Annotated in this window: 14 protein-coding genes; 8 read left to right on the top strand and 6 right to left on the bottom strand. The window is 62.3% G+C overall.

Going from position 1 to position 16,402, the window contains the following annotated elements:
- Nucleotides 1–235 precede the first annotated feature (235 nt).
- The 5 genes from AB1462_RS10665 to glnT all read right to left on the bottom strand — a co-directional run bounded on the left by AB1462_RS10665 (nucleotide 236) and on the right by glnT (nucleotide 6,181).
- Complete coding sequence (locus tag AB1462_RS10665; RefSeq protein ID WP_259194887.1) at nucleotides 236–1,561, bottom strand: ammonium transporter; 1,326 nt, start codon at nucleotides 1,559–1,561, stop codon at nucleotides 236–238.
- A gap of 205 nt (nucleotides 1,562–1,766) precedes the next feature.
- Nucleotides 1,767–3,095, bottom strand: a complete 1,329-nt coding sequence (locus tag AB1462_RS10660) for an FMN-binding glutamate synthase family protein (RefSeq protein WP_078732729.1) — start codon at nucleotides 3,093–3,095, stop codon at nucleotides 1,767–1,769.
- Nucleotides 3,096–3,109: 14 nt separating this feature from the next.
- A complete protein-coding gene (locus AB1462_RS10655) occupies nucleotides 3,110–3,784 on the bottom strand; it encodes a protein glxC (protein WP_315338676.1) in 675 nt (224 codons plus the stop codon).
- 11 nt (nucleotides 3,785–3,795) lie between these two features.
- On the bottom strand, nucleotides 3,796–4,701 hold the full coding sequence (locus tag AB1462_RS10650) for a glutamine amidotransferase family protein (RefSeq protein ID WP_131698781.1): 906 nt from the start codon (nucleotides 4,699–4,701) through the stop codon (nucleotides 3,796–3,798).
- A 145-nt stretch (nucleotides 4,702–4,846) separates the two neighbouring features.
- Nucleotides 4,847–6,181, bottom strand: coding sequence for a type III glutamate--ammonia ligase (gene glnT / locus AB1462_RS10645; protein WP_090402536.1), 1,335 nt, complete (start codon nucleotides 6,179–6,181; stop codon nucleotides 4,847–4,849).
- A 283-nt stretch (nucleotides 6,182–6,464) separates the two neighbouring features.
- Here glnT and AB1462_RS10640 point away from each other — a divergent pair, with 283 nt between their 5' ends.
- From AB1462_RS10640 to AB1462_RS10610, 7 genes are all read left to right on the top strand, one after another.
- Nucleotides 6,465–7,064, top strand: coding sequence for a helix-turn-helix domain-containing protein (locus tag AB1462_RS10640; RefSeq protein ID WP_027603577.1), 600 nt, complete (start codon nucleotides 6,465–6,467; stop codon nucleotides 7,062–7,064).
- A gap of 344 nt (nucleotides 7,065–7,408) precedes the next feature.
- Nucleotides 7,409–8,275, top strand: coding sequence for a formyltetrahydrofolate deformylase (gene purU / locus AB1462_RS10635; RefSeq protein ID WP_090402534.1), 867 nt, complete (start codon nucleotides 7,409–7,411; stop codon nucleotides 8,273–8,275).
- On the top strand, nucleotides 8,272–9,177 hold the full coding sequence (folD, locus tag AB1462_RS10630; RefSeq protein ID WP_090402532.1) for a bifunctional methylenetetrahydrofolate dehydrogenase/methenyltetrahydrofolate cyclohydrolase FolD: 906 nt from the start codon (nucleotides 8,272–8,274) through the stop codon (nucleotides 9,175–9,177). Before purU ends, folD begins: the two co-directional genes overlap by 4 nt.
- Nucleotides 9,159–10,400, top strand: coding sequence for an FAD-dependent oxidoreductase (locus tag AB1462_RS10625; RefSeq protein ID WP_315338678.1), 1,242 nt, complete (start codon nucleotides 9,159–9,161; stop codon nucleotides 10,398–10,400). The genes folD and AB1462_RS10625 overlap by 19 nt, the downstream gene beginning before the upstream one ends.
- Before the next feature lie 13 nt (nucleotides 10,401–10,413).
- On the top strand, nucleotides 10,414–10,713 hold the full coding sequence (locus tag AB1462_RS10620; RefSeq protein ID WP_065939715.1) for a sarcosine oxidase subunit delta: 300 nt from the start codon (nucleotides 10,414–10,416) through the stop codon (nucleotides 10,711–10,713).
- Nucleotides 10,710–13,607: a 2Fe-2S iron-sulfur cluster-binding protein gene (locus AB1462_RS10615; protein ID WP_367246699.1), complete on the top strand. Its 2,898-nt coding sequence runs from the start codon at nucleotides 10,710–10,712 to the stop codon at nucleotides 13,605–13,607. Before AB1462_RS10620 ends, AB1462_RS10615 begins: the two co-directional genes overlap by 4 nt.
- Nucleotides 13,608–13,610: 3 nt before the next feature.
- Nucleotides 13,611–14,177, top strand: coding sequence for a sarcosine oxidase subunit gamma (locus tag AB1462_RS10610; protein ID WP_143513858.1), 567 nt, complete (start codon nucleotides 13,611–13,613; stop codon nucleotides 14,175–14,177).
- On the opposite strand, the gene AB1462_RS10605 is transcribed toward AB1462_RS10610, so the two are convergent.
- Nucleotides 14,165–15,571: a cytosine permease gene (locus AB1462_RS10605; RefSeq protein ID WP_259194883.1), complete on the bottom strand. Its 1,407-nt coding sequence runs from the start codon at nucleotides 15,569–15,571 to the stop codon at nucleotides 14,165–14,167. The two genes, AB1462_RS10610 and AB1462_RS10605, sit on opposite strands and share 13 nt — an antisense overlap.
- Nucleotides 15,572–15,892: 321 nt before the next feature.
- On the opposite strand from AB1462_RS10605, the gene AB1462_RS10600 reads away from it, so the two are divergent.
- Nucleotides 15,893–16,378: a flavin reductase family protein gene (locus AB1462_RS10600; protein WP_065925516.1), complete on the top strand. Its 486-nt coding sequence runs from the start codon at nucleotides 15,893–15,895 to the stop codon at nucleotides 16,376–16,378.
- The last annotated feature ends 24 nt before the right edge of the window (nucleotides 16,379–16,402 follow it).

Genomic DNA, 16,402 nt, shown 5'->3' with positions numbered 1-16,402 from the left:
CTCTTTTCCAAAAGTGACCCGCCGTAAGGGCGGAACCCATAGCGGCCGTGACCGCAGCAACGGATATGTACTCGAACTGATCCAACATCCTGGTCGGCTGTCAGGCCGCCATCGGGAGCAAGCCCCCTCCCACATTTAGGTAGTGGGGCATCAGTTAGATAGTCGTCGGCTCCTGAGCCATCACGGAAGCAAGCCCCCTCCCACATTTTGAGCTGCGTTTACTCAGGGAAAATGATCAGTGGTTGTAGGCCCGCTCATTATGCTCGGCCAGGTCCAGCCCCATCTCCTCCACCGACTCATGGGCACGCAAGCCAACCAGGGCATTGACCACCTTGAGGATGATCCAACTGATCACAAAGCAATACACCGTGGTCAACAGCACCCCCTTAAGCTGGGCGACCACCTGCCCGCCCATGGTCACACCTTCCACCAGGCCACCCATGGACGGTACGCAGAACACACCGGTCAACACCGCGCCGATCATGCCGCCGATGCCATGCAGACCAAACACATCGAGGCTATCGTCGTAACCGAAGCGGCGCTTCAACACCGTCACGCTCAAGTAGCAGAACACCCCGCACAACAGACCGATAGCCAACGCACCACCGACACCCACATAAGCACACGCCGGCGTAATCCCCACCAGTCCGGCCAACGCACCGCTGGCCAGGCCGAGGGCGCTTGGCTTGCCGACCTTGAACCACTCGGTGAACATCCAGCCCAGAATCCCGGCGCAGGCGCCCAACTGCGTGTTGAGCATGACGATGCCCGAGGTGCCGCTGAGGCCGCCACCGGAGCCGATATTGAAGCCGAACCAGCCAACCCAGAGCATCGCCGCGCCGGCCATGGTCAGGCTCAAGTTATGCGCAGGCATCGGCGTGTTCTGGTAGCCCTTGCGCTTGCCGAGGATCAGGCACGCGGCCAGCGCAGCCACACCGGCATTGATGTGCACGGCGGTGCCGCCGGCAAAATCGAGTACGCCCCAGTTATGCATCAAGGCCCCCGAACCGCCCCAGACCATATGCGCCACCGGGGCATACACCAGGGTGAACCAGAGGGCCATGAACAGCAGCGCCGCCGAGAATTTCATGCGTTCGGCAAAGGCGCCGGCAATCAGGGCCGGGGTGATGATGGCGAAGGTCATCTGAAAGGTCACGAACACCCCTTCCGGAATATCCCCCACCAGGCTCTCCGGGGTCATGCCCGCCAGGAAGGCGCGGCTCAGGCCGCCGACAAAACTGTTGAAGGTCACCTGCCCTTCGACCATGCCGGACGTGTCGACCACCATGCTGTAGCCGTAGATCACCCACAGCACGCCCACCAACCCGGCGATGCCGAAGCACTGGGTGAACAGCGAGAGCATGTTTTTCGCACGGACCAGGCCGCCATAGAACAACGCAAGCCCCGGCAAGCACATGAACAGCACCAGCACGGCGGCGGTGACCATCCAGGCGGTGCTGCCGGTGTTCAAGGTGGGTGCATCAGCGGCGTACGCCAAGGGTGCAAAGGCACCGGCCGCGAATAAACCGAAGAAGGATTTGCCGAGAAGACGATTGACCATGTTCAAAGCTCCTGCAAAAGAAATGGGAAGTGTCGGGCAGCGAGCAGTTGTTGTTTGGAGAGCCTCTAGGCGGGCTCCTTGATTTGCCTATCTATTGTGGCGAGGGAGCTTGCTCCCGCTGGGGTGCGAAGCAGCCCTAAAAAGCCGGCTCCAGCTGCGCTGTCGAACGGGAGCAAGCTCCCTCGCCACAGGTTCTTCTCCCGCCTCAGTAACCGCTACCCGAACCCGGCACCCAACTGGTCCCCGCCAGCGGCACCCGGGCCATGGCGGCCGATTCCACCGTCAGCGCCACCAGGTCCTCGGGGTCGAGGTTGTGCAGGTGCGATTTGCCGCACGCACGGGCCATGGTCTGCGCCTCCAGCACCATCACCCGCAGGTAGTTGGCCAACCGCCGCCCGCCTTCCACCGGGTCGAGGCGCTTGGACAGCTCCGGGTCCTGGGTGGTGATGCCGGCCGGATCGCGGCCGTTCTGCCAGTCGTCGTAGAAGCCGGCGGCCGAGCCGATCTTTTTCAGTTCCGCGTCCAGCCGTGGGTGGTTGTCGCCCAGGGCAATCAGCGCCGCCGTGCCGATGGCGACCGCATCCGCGCCCATCGCCATGGCCTTGGCCACATCGGCGCCGTTGCGAATCCCGCCCGACACAATCAACTGGACCTTGCGGTGCATGCCCATCTCTTGCAAAGCCTGTACCGCTTGCGGGATGGCCGACAAAATCGGGATGCCCACGTGCTCGATAAACACTTCCTGGGTCGCGGCGGTGCCGCCTTGCATGCCGTCGAGCACGATCACATCGGCACCGGCCTTGACCGCCAGCTTCACGTCGTAATACGGCCGGCTGGCGCCGATTTTCACGTAGATCGGTTTTTCCCAATCGGTGATTTCGCGCAGCTCGGCAATCTTGATCGCCAGGTCGTCGGGGCCGGTCCAGTCCGGGTGGCGGCAGGCGCTGCGCTGGTCCACGCCGATAGGCAAGGTGCGCATGCCGGCCACACGCTCGGTGACCTTCATGCCGAGCAACATGCCGCCGCCGCCGGGCTTGGCACCCTGGCCAAGGACGATCTCGATGGCGTCGGCCTTGCGCAGATCATCCGGGTTCATGCCGTAGCGTGATGGCAGGTACTGATACACCAGGTGCTGGGACTGGCCGCGCTCTTCCGGGGTCATGCCGCCGTCACCGGTGGTGGTGCTGGTACCGGCAATGGTCGCGCCACGGCCCAGGGCCTCCTTGGCATTCGCCGACAGCGCACCGAAACTCATACCGGCGATGGTCACCGGGATCTTCAAGTGGATCGGCTTCTTGGCAAAGCGATTGCCGAGGATCACATCGGTGCCGCACTTCTCGCGATAGCCTTCCAGCGGGTAGCGCGACACGCTGGCGCCGAGCAGCAGCAAGTCATCGAAGTGCGGCAGCTTGCGCTTGGTGCCGCCGCCGCGAATGTCGTAGATGCCGGTTTCGGCGGCACGCTGGATTTCCTGGATGGTCAGGCGGTCGAAGGTGGCCGACTCGCGCAGGACCGGCGGGGTTTGTTCAGTCATGGTGGAGCTCCTGATCAGTACGCGGAGGCGTTATCGACTTTGAAGTTGTAGAGTTGACGGGCCGAGCCGTAGCGCTTGAAATCCGCCGCCTGGTGGGCGAAACCGGCGCGGTCGAGCAGCTCCTGCAACTCTTGCAGGTGCTCGCTGCGCATCTCTTTTTCGACACAGTCCGAGCCCAGGGACTCCACCGTGCCTTTGACGTAGATGTGAGTTTCGTAGAGCGAATCGCCCAGCGCATCGCCGGCGTCGCCGCACACCACCAGGCGCCCGGCCTGGCCCATGAAGCAGCTCATATGGCCGATGCTGCCGCCGACGACGATGTCGATGCCCTTCATGGAAATCCCGCAACGCGCGCCCGCGTCGCCCTCGATCACCAGCAGACCGCCATGGGCCGTCGCCCCGGCAGCCTGGGACGCGCTGCCTTTGACGCGCACCGAGCCGGACATCATGTTCTCGGCGCAGCCCACGCCGACATTGCCGTGCACGGTGATCGAGGCCTGCTGGTTCATGCCTGCGCAGTAGTAGCCGGCGTGGCCCTCGATATCGATGGACACGGCCTGGTTCACGCCCACCGCGAGGTTGTGCTTGCCGTTGGAATGGGTCACGCGCCATTCATTGTCGAGCACCGGCGCGTGCAGCGCCTGGTTGAGGTCACGCACGGTGGCAGTGGAAAGATCGATGGTTTTCATGTGTGCGCTCCTTAAGCTGACTGGCGTTCCCAGATGTACAACGTGGCCGGTGCCGGCTCCCAGATCCGCGCGTTCTCGATGCCCGGCAGGCTCGACAGCGCCTGGTACTCAGAGGCCATGGCGACGTAGTCGTCGGTCTCGGCGAGGATCGCCGGCTTGCACGCAATCGGATCGCGGATCACCGCAAAGCCGTTGCGCGTGCCGATGGCGAAGGTGAAGAAACCGTCGAGGTCTTCCAGGGAATGGTCCAGCGCCTCTTTGAGCGAGTCGCCCTGTTGCAGGCGCCAGGTCAGGTAGCCGGCGGCGACTTCGGTGTCGTTGTCGGTTTCGAAGTGGATGCCTTCGCGCTTGAGTTCCTGGCGCAGGCGGAAGTGGTTGGACAGCGAGCCGTTGTGCACCAGGCACAGGTCGGCGCCGGTGGAGAACGGGTGGCTGCCTTCCATGGTCACCGCGCTTTCCGTGGCCATGCGGGTGTGGCCGATGATGTGGCTGCCCTGCATGTTTGCCAGGCCGAAGCGCTGGGAAATTTCCTGGGGCAGGCCCATGCCCTTGAGGATCTCGATGCTCTGCCCGGCGCTCATGATGCGCACGCTCGGCGCCAGTTCGGCCAGGGCCAGGCGCACCGGAGCTTCGTCGGCGTGGATCTTCAATACGGCGGCGCTGGCGTTCTGGAACCAGTCCAGGGAACAGCCGAGGCGCCCTTCCAGCTCGCCCATCAAGCCTTTCCAATCGAAGGCTTCGGTGGTGGCTTGCAGGGTCAGCTTGACCCAGCCATCGGCGACTTCATCACCGTAGATGGCGAAACCGGCGCTGTCCGGGCCACGGTCGGTCATGGCTTGCAGCATGGGTTCAAACAGCTTGCCGAGCTGGGGTTCCAGCTGCGGATTCTTCAGGTACAGGCCTACGATTCCACACATAAGAACAGTCCTCACTTTGTTCGCAGTGGCAAGCTGCAAGTTTCAAGCTGCAAGCAAGCCGGGTAGACAGATGACTTGGAGCGTTTCCTACAATCGCTTTGACTTGCAGCTTGAAGCTTGCAACTCACAGCTGCCGCCCCTTGCCTCAGAAAAATTCGGTATAGCGCGCGACCTCCCAATCACTCACATGGCGGCTGTACTCCACCCACTCCATGCGCTTGAGCTTGATGAACTCACCCACGATCTGCGCGCCGAGCACTTCGGCGAACAGCGCATCGGCTTCCAGCGCGTCGCAGGCTTCCTTGAGGGATTGCGGCAGGGTCTTGATGCCGCGCTCGGCGATCTGTTCGAGGCTCAGGCTGTAGAGGTTTTCGTTGCAGACGTGGTCGATTTCCAGCTGGCGGTCGATACCGTCCAGGCCCGCGGCGATGATCGCAGCGCTGACCAGGTAAGGATTGCAGCCGGCATCCGGCAGGCGGAACTCCAGGCGGCCATACGGCACGCGCACCATGGCCGAGCGGTTGTTGGCGCCAAACGCAATAAAGGCCGGGGCCCAGGTGGCGCCGGACAACGAGTTGCCGACCACCAGGCGCTTGTACGAGTTGACCGTGGGCGCCGCGAACGCACACAGCGCCGGACCATGGGCGAGCAAGCCGGCGGCGAAGTGATAGGCGAGTTTCGACAGGCCCATGCCGCTCGGGTCGCTGGCGTCATGAAACAGGTTTTTGTTTTCGGCGCTGCTGATCGACAGGTGAAAATGCATGCCGTTGCCGGCGCGTTTCGGGTCGGGCTTGGGCATGAAGGAACAGATCATGCCCAGGTCATTGGCGATCTCGCCGGCGGCCATGCGGAAGAAGGTGAAACGGTCGGCGGAGGTCAGGGCGTCGCTGTAGGTGTAATTGATCTCGAACTGGCCGTTGGCGTCCTCGTGGTCGATTTGGTAGACCTCGAAATCCACCGCCTGCAAGGCTTCGGTCAGGCATTCGAGGAACACCCGCGAACGCGACAGGCCCTTGTAGTCGTAGCAAGGCTTGTCGAGGTTGTCGCTGGGGTCCACTAGTTGCAACTTGCCCTGCTCGTCGCGGCGCATCAGGTTGAACTCGGGCTCCAGGCCAGTGTTCAGCGTCCAGCCCTTGTCCTGCAGGCGCTGCACTTGTTGCTGCAACACGTAGCGGCTGTCGTAGGGATGAGGCTTGCCGTCGACATGCCCGACGCACACCACGCGCCCATAACCTGGCTGCCAGGGTACCGGGATCAAGGTCGACAGATCGCCGCGCGCCATAAAGTCCGGACCGTGGGGCTCCATGCCCATGCCGCTGATGGCAAACCCGGCAAACCCCGCGCCCTCTTCGGCCACCGTCTTGAGCCCGCAGATGGGCACCGACTTGGTCTTGGCCGCACCGTGTATATCCACAAACTGCGCAAGCACGTACTTGATCCCGTGCTTGTCGATGATGCGCTGGGTTTCTGCTGGCAACATTGCGTGTCACTCCTCGCGAAAGGCAAAACCGTGTGGGTGGGCCTAGGCTGTCTTTTTATTCCTAAAAAGAAAGTTAGTTTCCCTACAGGAATGCAATACCCTTGCCAGATTCGTGATCGACACATCGAAGTGGGTGGAGCCGCGCTTTTGTGCTGTATATATGGGAAAATTCTTTTCCCCGCAGGAATATGTACAGCGGGGTGACCTTCCAAGCGCCAAACCTTGCACTTTCCCAGTGCGAAAATAATATTACTGAACGGAAACCGTGCAGGAGCCGATGATCATGTCCACCGAAACCGCCCCGCGCCTCAAGCTCGAGCAATACCTGGGGCTGCAGATCAAACGCCAGCGCCAGGCCCAGGACTTGAAGCTGTCCGACGTGGCAAAGATCGCCGATATCAGCCAGGGCATGTTGAGCAAGATCGAGAACGCCCAGGTCTCCACCAGCCTCGATACCTTGAGCCGTCTGTGCGATGTGCTCGGGCTGCCGTTATCGAAGTTGTTCAGCGAATACGACCAGCAGGATGGCAGCGCCTTGCTGGTCAAGGCCGACCAAGGCATGGAAGTCGTGCGCCGGGGGACCGAGAAAGGGCATACCTATCACCTGCTCAACCACACGCGCGGGCCAAAGAAGAGCTTCGAGGCGTACATGGTCAGCATGGATGACGCCAGTGAGGAGTTCCCGACCTTTGCCCATCCAGGGACCGAGTTTCTGCATTTGCTGGAGGGGGAGTTGATTTATCGGCATGGCAACCAGCTGTATCGGATGGAAGCTGGTGACAGCCTGACATTTGAGGGCGAGATTCCCCATGGGCCGGAGGAGTTGGTGCGGGTGCCGATTCGGTTGTTGTCGATCATGAACTACGGTAACGACAAGGAATAATCCGAACTCGCGATACACCTGAAGCACAGAGATTCAACTGTGGGAGGGGGCTTGCTCCCGATAAGGGAGTGTCAGTGGATGCATTTGTCATTGACCCACCCTTATCGGGAGCAAGCCCCCTCCCACATGTTTGACTGCATTCGATGCCGTCCTGCCGGCTAAAAATTTCCCCTCAGTTAAAAATCTTTCCCAAAACCCCTAGACGCCCCGCCACCATTCCCCTATAAAGCCACTTCAGGAATATTTTATTCCCCACAAGAAAACGCGCTCAAGGAATGAGCCTGCTGTCCTCAGATATTTTTTCGCTATGCGATGAGCTGCCGCCATCATCCCGAGGACGTGTCATGCAACACGAAAAAAACCATTTCATCATCAAGGTGACGTGCCCCGCCGTGTCCGGCATCGTCGCTGCCGTCACCACTTACCTGGCGGACAAGGCGTGCTACATCGGGGAAATGGCGCAGTTCGACGATGACTTCAGCGGGCGCTTTTTCATGCGTGCCGTGTTCCGCTTCAACGATGGGCACACAGGGGACCTGCAAGAGATCAGAGACGGTTTCGCCGATGTCGCCCAGGCCTTCGACATGCAGTGGGAGCTGTACGACACCCGCGAGCCGATGCGCGTGATGCTGATGGTGAGCAAGTTCGACCACTGCCTCACCGACCTGCTCTACCGCTACCACAAGGGCGAGATGGACATGACCATCACCGCCATCGTCTCCAACCACCTGGACCTGCGGCCGATGGCCGAGCGCGAGGGCATTCGCTTTATCTACCTGCCGGTGTCCAAGGACAACAAGGCCGCGCAGGAAGCCGAGTTGATGAAGATCGTCGACGACACCCGCACCGAGCTGGTGGTGTTGGCGCGCTACATGCAGATCCTCTCCGACGACCTGTGCCGGCAACTGTCGGGACGGGCGATCAATATCCACCATTCATTCCTGCCCGGTTTCAAGGGTGCCAAGCCCTATCACCAGGCTTATCAACGCGGCGTGAAGTTGATCGGTGCCACCGCGCACTATGTGACCAGCGACCTGGATGAGGGCCCGATCATCGAGCAGGAAGTGCAGCGCGTCGACCACGTGTACAAACCTGACGACCTGGTCGCCATCGGCCGCGACACCGAAACCGTGGCCCTGTCCAAGGCGGTCAAGTACCACCTGGAGCACCGAGTCTTCCTCAATCAGGACAGAACGGTGGTGTTCCGGTGAGCGCGCATAAACTGATCGACGGCAAAGCCGCCGCCGCACGGGTGCTGCTGCAAGTGCGCGAGGACGTGGCGCGCCTGCATGGACAGGCTATTCAACCGGCGCTGGCGGTGATTTTGGTGGGCAGCGACCCGGCCAGCCAGGTCTATGTGCGCAACAAGATCCTGCGCGCCGAAGAGGTCGGCATCCGCTCCGTGGAGCATCGCCTGCCCAGCGATACCAGCACCGAACAATTGTTGATCCTGATCGGCCAATTGAATGCCGACCCGGCAATCCACGGCATCCTCCTGCAATTGCCGTTGCCGGCGCAGATGGACGAACTGCGCGCCCTGGAGGCCATCGCGCCGGACAAGGACGTCGACGGGTTTCACAGCCAGAACGTCGGCGGCCTCAGCCAGGGCCGCGCAGTGCTCACGCCATGCACCCCGAGCGGTTGCTTGTATCTGTTGGAGCAAACCTGCGGCGACCTGCGTGGCAAACACGCGGTGGTAATCGGCCGTTCGAACATCGTCGGCAAGCCCATGGCCGCGCTGCTGCTCAAGGCCGATTGCTCGGTGACCGTGCTGCATTCGCGCAGCCACGACGCCCAGGCCCTGTGTCGCCAGGCCGATATCGTGATCGCCGCCGTGGGCCGCGCCCGCTTGATTGACGCGAGCTGGTTGAAGCCCGGCGCCGTAGTGATCGATGTCGGCATCAACCGCATCGACGACGACGGCCGCAGCCGCCTGGTGGGTGATGTCGACTTCGACAGCGCCCTGCCCCATGTCGCCGCCATCACCCCGGTGCCCGGCGGTGTCGGGCCGATGACCATTGCCTTCCTGATGAAAAACACCGTGGCCGCCGCCCTGGCGCAACACCACGCCCTACGCAGCCAATCGGAGGCCGTATGCCATTCAATCTATTGAAATACGGGCTGAGTTCGGAGTACCCGGTGGAGGTAGACCTGCCACCGCCCAAGGTACTCAAGTCGAGTTACGACGTGGTGATCATCGGTGCCGGTGGTCACGGCCTGGCGACCGCCTACTACTTGGCCAAGTACCACGGCATCACCAATATCGCCGTGCTGGAAAAGGCCTACCTGGGCGGCGGCAATACCGCGCGCAATACGGCGGTGATCCGCTCCAACTACCTCACCAGCGAAGGCGTTCGTTTCTACGCCGAGTCGGTGAAGATGTTCCAGTCGCTCTCCAACGAATTCGATTTCAACATCATGTACTCCGAGCGCGGCCAACTGACCCTCGCCCACACCGACGCCACCGTGCGTTCGTTCCGCCAGCGTGCCGAGGTCAACAAGCACTTCGGCGGGCGTACCGAGATGATCGACCGCCAGCAGATCCGCGAGCTGGTGCCCAGCCTCAACCTCGACCCCGGCCACTTGCCGGTGCTCGCCGGGCTCTGGCATATCGACGGCGCCACCGCGCGTCACGATGCCGTGGCCTGGGGTTACGCCAAGCAGGCGGCCAAGCGCGGCGTGGAAATCCATCAGCTCACCGAAGTACAGGACCTGATCATCGAAAACGGCGCCATCACTGCGGTGAAAACCAATCGCGGCACCATTAAGTGCGGCTGCGCGGTGCAGGCGATTGCCGGGCACAGCTCGCTGCTGATGGCCAAGGCCGGTATCCGCTCGCCGATCCAGACCTTCCCGTTGCAGGCGATGGTCACCCAGCCGTTCAAGCCGTTCCTCGACCCATTGGTAAGTTCCTCGGCCCTGCACTGCTACGTGCAGCAAACCAGCCGTGGCGAAGTGGTGTTCGGTGGCGGCTCTGATCCTTACCCGCTGTTCAATACGCGCTCGACCCTGGACCTCAAGGAAAGCCTGTTGGCCCATGCCATCGAGATGTTCCCGTTCCTGGCCAACGCCAAGTTGATGCGCCAGTGGGCCGGGATCACCGATATGACCCCCGACTACAGCCCGATCATGGGCCTGTCGCCGGTAAAGAATTACTACCTCGACGCCGGCTGGGGCACCTGGGGTTTCAAGGCCACGCCGATCTGCGGCAAGACCATGGCCGAGCTGGTCGCCAGCGGCGGCAAGGTGCCGGACTTGATCAAGCCCTTCGGCCTCGAACGTTTCTCGACCTTCCAGCAAGTCAACGAAATGGGTGCCACAGCGGCCAGCCACTGACGGAGAGCAGACGATGAAAATCATGATTTGCCCGCTCAACGGGCCGCGCAATATCAGCGAGTTCACCTACGGCGGTGAATTCAAACCGATGCCCGACCCGGTGACGTGCAGCGATGCCGAATGGGCCGACTACGTGTTCAACACCGACAACCTCGCCGGCGTGGTGCGCGAATGGTGGATGCACACGCCATCCAGCTACTGGTTCCTCGCCGAGCGCCACACGGTCACCGACGAGATCGTGCGCACCTTCGATCCGCGCGAAGTGTTCACCACCCGCGTCGACTTCACTACCGCCAAGGAGATCGCCGGATGAACCGCCTCCCCGCCCCCATGGGCTTGCTGATCCAGCGTGACCAGCCACTCGATTTCAGCTTCGACGGCCTGCCCTACCAAGGTTTGCAGGGCGACAGCATCGCCAGCGCGCTGCTCGCCAACGGGCGCTTCCTGATGTCGCGTTCGTTCAAATACCACCGCCCACGCGGCCCATTGACCATGGCCGGCCAGGACGCCAACAGCCTGGTGCAACTGCCCCGCGAACCCAACGTATTGGCCGACGCCCACGCGCTGTCCGCCGGCCTGGCGGTGACTGCGCAGAACGTCAACGGCTCGCTGGACAACGACAAGGACGCCTACCTGGGCAAGTTCTCCAAGTTCATGCCGGTGGGTTTCTACTACCGTTCGTTCTACAAGCCCAAGGGCATGTGGAAAGTCTGGGAGCCGATCATCCGCAAAAAGGCCGGCCTGGGCGTGCTCGACCTGACCTTCCAACCCGAGTACTACGACAAGGCCTACCTGTTCACCGACCTCGCCGTGATCGGTGCCGGCCCCGCCGGCTTGCAGGCCGCGCTGACCGCCGCGAATGCCGGGGCCAAGGTGCTGTTGATCGAGCAGCAACCGATCCTCGGCGGGTCGCTGACCTACGCGCGCTTCGATATTGCCGGCACCCGCGCCGACACCTTGCGCCGCGAGTTGCTCGGCGCGGTGCAGCAACACGCGAATATCCAGGTGCTCACCGACGCCACCTGCAATGCCTGGTTCACCGACAACTACCTGCCGGTGATCCAGGGCAAGCGCCTGTACAAAGTACGTGCGCAACAGTGCCTGGTGTGCAGCGGTTCGTTCGACCAACCGGTGGTCTTCCGCAACAACGACCTGCCGGGGGTGATGCTCACCAGCGCCGCGCAACGCCTGATGAAGCTGTATGCGGTCAAGCCCGGCAAGCGCGCGGTGGTGCTTACCGGCAACGATGACGGCTACCTCGCCGCCCTCGACCTGCATGACCAGGGCGTGGACGTCGCCGCCGTGATCGACCTGCGTCACGCCCCGGCGGACAAAGCCCTGCCGGCTGCCCTGGCCCAGCGCAAGATCCCGTGCCTGAGCAACAGCACCGTGTTCGAGGCCCTGCATGAAAAAGGCCTGCGCCATGTGAAGGGCGTCGATGTGCGCCAGATCACCGGCCAGGGCCAGGTCAGCGCCAGTGGGCAAGTGATTGACTGCGACCTGCTGTGCATGTCGGCCGGTTATATGCCGGTCTATCAGCTGCTGTGCCAGGCCGGTGGCAAGCTGGCCTATGACGATCAGCGCGCGGAGTTCAGCCTCAGTGGCCTGCCGCGCAACCTGGGCGTGGCCGGTTCCGTACACGGTCGGCATCACCTGGACAACGTGCTGGCAGATGCGACCAACGCTGCCGCCGAGAGCCTGCTCGCCCTCGGTTTGAACAGCGCCAGCTTGCCTGCAGCGCTGCGCAGCGAAGCCCAGGTCAACTTTAGCTGGCCGATCTTCCCGCACCCCAAGGGCAAGGATTTCGTCGACTTCGACGAAGACCTGCAGGTGGCCGACATCGTCAACGCCACCCGCATCGGCTACCGCGATGTGCAGTTGGTCAAACGCTACTCCACGGTCGGCATGGGCCCGTCCCAGGGGCGTCACTCGGCGCTGCCGACCGCACGGCTGGTGGCCTGGGCGACCCAGCGCAATATCAGCGAAACCGGGGTCACCACCGCACGCCCGCCGTTCGTGGCGGAGAAGCTCGCGCATGTCGCCGGGCGCGCCTTCGACCCTTACCGCCAAACGCCGATGCACGCGCGTCATGTGCAAGCCGGGGCGAAGATGATGCCCGCCGGTATCTGGCAGCGCCCGGCCTATTACGGCAAGGCCGACGACCGCGAAGCGTGCATGCAGGCCGAAGCGCTGCACGTGCGCAACAAGGTCGGGTTGATCGATGTGTCCACACTCGGCGGCCTCGACGTGCGCGGCCCGGACGCCGCCGAATTACTCAACCGCCTGTACACCTTCGCGTTCCTCAAGCAGGCAGTGGGCCGTTCGCGTTATGCGCTGATGACCAACGAACACGGCGTGGTGATCGACGATGGCGTGTGCGCGCGGTTGGCCGACAACCACTTCTACGTCACTGCCACCACCAGCGGCGTCGACCGCATCTACCAGCAGATGCTCAAGTGGAACGCACAGTGGCGCCTGGACGTGGACGTGACCAACGTCACCGCCGCGATCTGTGCGGTCAACGTCGCCGGGCCGGATTCGCGCAAGGTGCTGGAGCAGGTGTGCAACGACCTCGACCTCAGTGCCGAAGGCTTCCCCTACCTGGGCGTGCGCCAGGGCACGGTGGCCGGGATCAAGGCGCGCCTGCTGCGGGTCGGGTTCGTCGGTGAACTGGGCTATGAAATCCACGTACCGGCACGCCACGGCCTGGCGTTGTGGGACGCGTTGATGACGGCTGGCAAGGCCTTTGACATTCGCCCCTTCGGCGTCGAAACCCAACGCCTGCTGCGCCTGGAAAAAGGCCACGTGATCATCAGCCAGGACACCGACGGCATGACCCACCCGGCAGAAATCGACATGGGCTGGGCGGTCAGCCGCAACAAGCCGTTCTTCGTCGGCCGCCGCTCGGTGGACATCCTCGAAGCCCAGCCGCTGAAACGCAAACTGGTGGGTTTCAGCCTGCCCAAGGGCAGTGTGCAACCGCTGGAAGGCCACCTGGTGCTCAACGGCGCGGACATCAGCGGCAACGTCACCTCCTGCGAATACTCCACCAGCCTGGGCCGCATCATCGGCCTGGCCTACGCGGGGATCGACCAGAGCACACCGGGGCAGCGCATTCCAATTCGCGTCGAGGGCGGCATCGTCGTCCAGGCCGAGGTGGTGCAACTGCCGTTCTTCGACCCCACTAACCAACGCCAGGAGGGTTAAGCCATGACCAGTCTGAAAGCCCGAGAATTGTTCACGCCGCCCTGCCAGCTGCAGGACCAGACCGACCTGCCCCGGGTCGGCTTTCGCGGCGCACAAAGCGCCGAGTACCTTACCGCGCGCGGCTTTACGTTGCCGGGCACGCCCAACCAAGCCAGCGCGCAAGCGGACGGCAGCTGGGTGGCGCGCCTGTCGCAGAACGAATACCTGGTGCTGGGCAGCCCGCAGGATCAGGGGCAACGCATTGCCGATGAAGAAGCGCGCTGGGAACTGGACCACCGCGCCAACTACCTGCTGCCGCGCCAGGACAGCCATGCCTGTGTGCGGCTCAGCGGTGGCGTGATTGCACAGGTGATGGCCAAGCTGTGTGGGGTGGATCTGAGTTTCCCGGCCTTCAAGCCGGGGATGGTGGCGCAGACGTCGGTGGCGCGGGTCAATGCGCTTGTCATCCACACAGGGAGTGTGGAGCTGCCGGCGTTTCATATCCTCTGGGATCGCGCCTCGAAGGAATACTTCGAGGGCGCGTTGCGGGATGCGTTGGAGGAGTTCGGCGGAGTGGCTCAGTCGGTGTAGCCCAACCGCGCCGCCCTGACCTTTTGGGTGTGTTGACGTGTCGCCAGGCAGTAATACAACGGGCACGTCACCACCAGTCCCACCAGCCACGACAAGTCCGCGCCTTCCACCAGGTTGGCCCACGGCCCCACATACAGCGACGTATTGGCAAACGGCAGTTGCACGATGATGCCGATGAAGTACGCCACGATCGCATGCAGGTTGAAACGCCCGTACACCCCGCCATCCGCCTGGAAGATCGAGGCAATGTCATAGACCCCGCGCTTGATGATGTAGAAGTCGATCAGGTTGATCGACGCCCACGGTACCAGCACCAGCAACAGCGCGAGGATCAGGCCGATAAATTGCGAGATGAAGTCCGCCGACGCGCCCAAGGCGACTAGGCAGCAACCGGTGAGGATCACGCCCGACAGCAGCACACGCACCTTGATGCTCGGGGTCCAGTGGCTGGCGAAGGTCTGGACCGAGGTGATGATCGACAGCACCGCGCCGTACAGATTCAGGGCGTTGTGGCTGATGATATTGAGCAGGAACAGCACCATCAGGATCGGCCCCAGCCAGCCGGTGGCTTGCTTGACCGCGACCATCGCTTCGGTGCCTTCGGGCGTGACCAGTGCGGCAACCAGGCCAAAGGCGAAGGACAGGATGGTGCCAAGGGTGGCGCCCAGGTAGGTCGCAATGAACGGCCGGGTGATGCCGATATCCGCCGGCAGATAACGCGAGTAGTCGCTGGTGTAGGGCGAAAAGCTGATCTGCCAGATCACGCCGAGCGACACGGTGGCCAACCAGCCAGCCGCGTTGAAGCCGCCACGGGTAAGGAAGTCCGCGGGCAGGTCATGGGCGAAGATGTAGATAAAACCGGCCAGCAATGCGCTGCCCATCACCCAGGTGCCGATGCGGTTGAGGGTATGGATAAAGCGGTAGCCGATCACGCCAATGGCGGTGGCGCTGAGGGCGCCGATCAGGATGCTCGCGGGCACCGGCACCGACGGCACAATGCCGACGATGGACTTGCCGGCCAGGACGATATTGGAGATGAAAAAGCCGATGTAGATCAGTGCGGCGAAGAACACGATCAGCAGCGCGCCGTAACGGCCGAACTGGCCACGGCTTTGCACCATCTGCGGGATGCCCATGCGCGGGCCCTGGGCCGATGCGAGGGCAATCACGATGCCGCCGAGCAGATGCCCGAGGGCAATCGCCAGCAGCCCCCACGCCAGATTGAGATGGAACACCTGGGCCACCATGGCGCCGGTGACGATCGGCAGCGGCGCGATGTTGGTGCTGAACCATAAGGTGAACAGGTCGCGGGCCTTTCCATGGCGCTCTGCGAGGGGGACGTAATCGACCGTGTGATGCTCGATCAGGGGGTCTTGCCGGGACATCTGGGGCATGGAAATGAACTCGCGTTTGTCTGATCTTATAGTTGTTTGACGCCAAACCGGGGGAGCTCTCTGGCCGCCCCTCAGATGAACACCATATTATGGTATTCCAACATTTTCACAAGACTGATCCGCTGGTTTTACCTGCAACTGATCCGGTTCCTTGTCGTATTGATTCCTTGATTTCTCAACCTAACACCCCGTATTCATTGAATATTTCGCCACAAAAGACGTTTATCAGGGATTTAAAAAAGCGCTTGCAAGCTTTGTATTACGGTATACCATCATACCTACAACTCGATAAAAACCGTTTCACCGCCAGAGGACCGTCACATGATCGATGCCACCATCTACAAACAAGTGATGGGTTCGTTTCCTTCCGGGGTCACCGTGATTACCACGCTCGATGACGACGGGCAGATCGTCGGCCTCACCGCCAGCGCGTTCAGCTCGCTGTCCATGGACCCGGCCCTGGTGCTGTTCTGCCCCAATTACAGCTCCGACTCCTATCCCATTCTGATCAAGAACAGGCACTTTGCCATCCACGTCTTGTCGGGCGGACAGCAAAATGAAGCCTACGCCTTCGCGCGCAAGGGCAAAGACAAGGCCCAAGGCATCGAATGGACGCTCAGCGCACTGGGCAACCCGATCCTGGCGAATGCCACTGCAGTGATCGAGTGTGAGCTGTGGCGCGAATATGAAGGCGGCGACCACGCGATTATGGTCGGCTCGGTAAAGAACCTGATCGTGCCAGAGCAGGCCAATGGTCCACTGGTGTATTGCCACGGCAAAATGGGTACCCTGCCCGTGCCTGCCTGACCCTCCCTGCAAACCCGGTATTTG

Origin of the sequence: Pseudomonas sp. SB113, assembly GCF_040754745.1 — a bacterium.
GTDB classification, from domain to species: Bacteria; Pseudomonadota; Gammaproteobacteria; order Pseudomonadales; family Pseudomonadaceae; genus Aquipseudomonas; species Aquipseudomonas grimontii.
The sequence above is the reverse complement of the archived record's forward strand: the minus strand, read 5'-3'. Positions and strand labels throughout refer to the sequence as shown.

Bases quoted from the DNA above. Each gene is read 5' to 3' on its own strand.
- AB1462_RS10665 (WP_259194887.1), bottom strand. From the start codon at position 1,561: ATGGTCAATCGTCTTCTCGGCAAATCCTTCTTCGGTTTATTCGCGGCC.
- AB1462_RS10660 (WP_078732729.1), bottom strand. From the start codon at position 3,095: ATGACTGAACAAACCCCGCCGGTCCTGCGCGAGTCGGCCACCTTCGAC.
- AB1462_RS10655 (WP_315338676.1), bottom strand. From the start codon at position 3,784: ATGAAAACCATCGATCTTTCCACTGCCACCGTGCGTGACCTCAACCAG.
- AB1462_RS10650 (WP_131698781.1), bottom strand. From the start codon at position 4,701: ATGTGTGGAATCGTAGGCCTGTACCTGAAGAATCCGCAGCTGGAACCC.
- glnT (WP_090402536.1), bottom strand. From the start codon at position 6,181: ATGTTGCCAGCAGAAACCCAGCGCATCATCGACAAGCACGGGATCAAG.
- AB1462_RS10640 (WP_027603577.1), top strand. From the start codon at position 6,465: ATGTCCACCGAAACCGCCCCGCGCCTCAAGCTCGAGCAATACCTGGGG.
- purU (WP_090402534.1), top strand. From the start codon at position 7,409: ATGCAACACGAAAAAAACCATTTCATCATCAAGGTGACGTGCCCCGCC.
- AB1462_RS10625 (WP_315338678.1), top strand. From the start codon at position 9,159: ATGCCATTCAATCTATTGAAATACGGGCTGAGTTCGGAGTACCCGGTG.
- AB1462_RS10620 (WP_065939715.1), top strand. From the start codon at position 10,414: ATGAAAATCATGATTTGCCCGCTCAACGGGCCGCGCAATATCAGCGAG.
- AB1462_RS10615 (WP_367246699.1), top strand. From the start codon at position 10,710: ATGAACCGCCTCCCCGCCCCCATGGGCTTGCTGATCCAGCGTGACCAG.
- AB1462_RS10610 (WP_143513858.1), top strand. From the start codon at position 13,611: ATGACCAGTCTGAAAGCCCGAGAATTGTTCACGCCGCCCTGCCAGCTG.
- AB1462_RS10605 (WP_259194883.1), bottom strand. From the start codon at position 15,571: ATGCCCCAGATGTCCCGGCAAGACCCCCTGATCGAGCATCACACGGTC.
- AB1462_RS10600 (WP_065925516.1), top strand. From the start codon at position 15,893: ATGATCGATGCCACCATCTACAAACAAGTGATGGGTTCGTTTCCTTCC.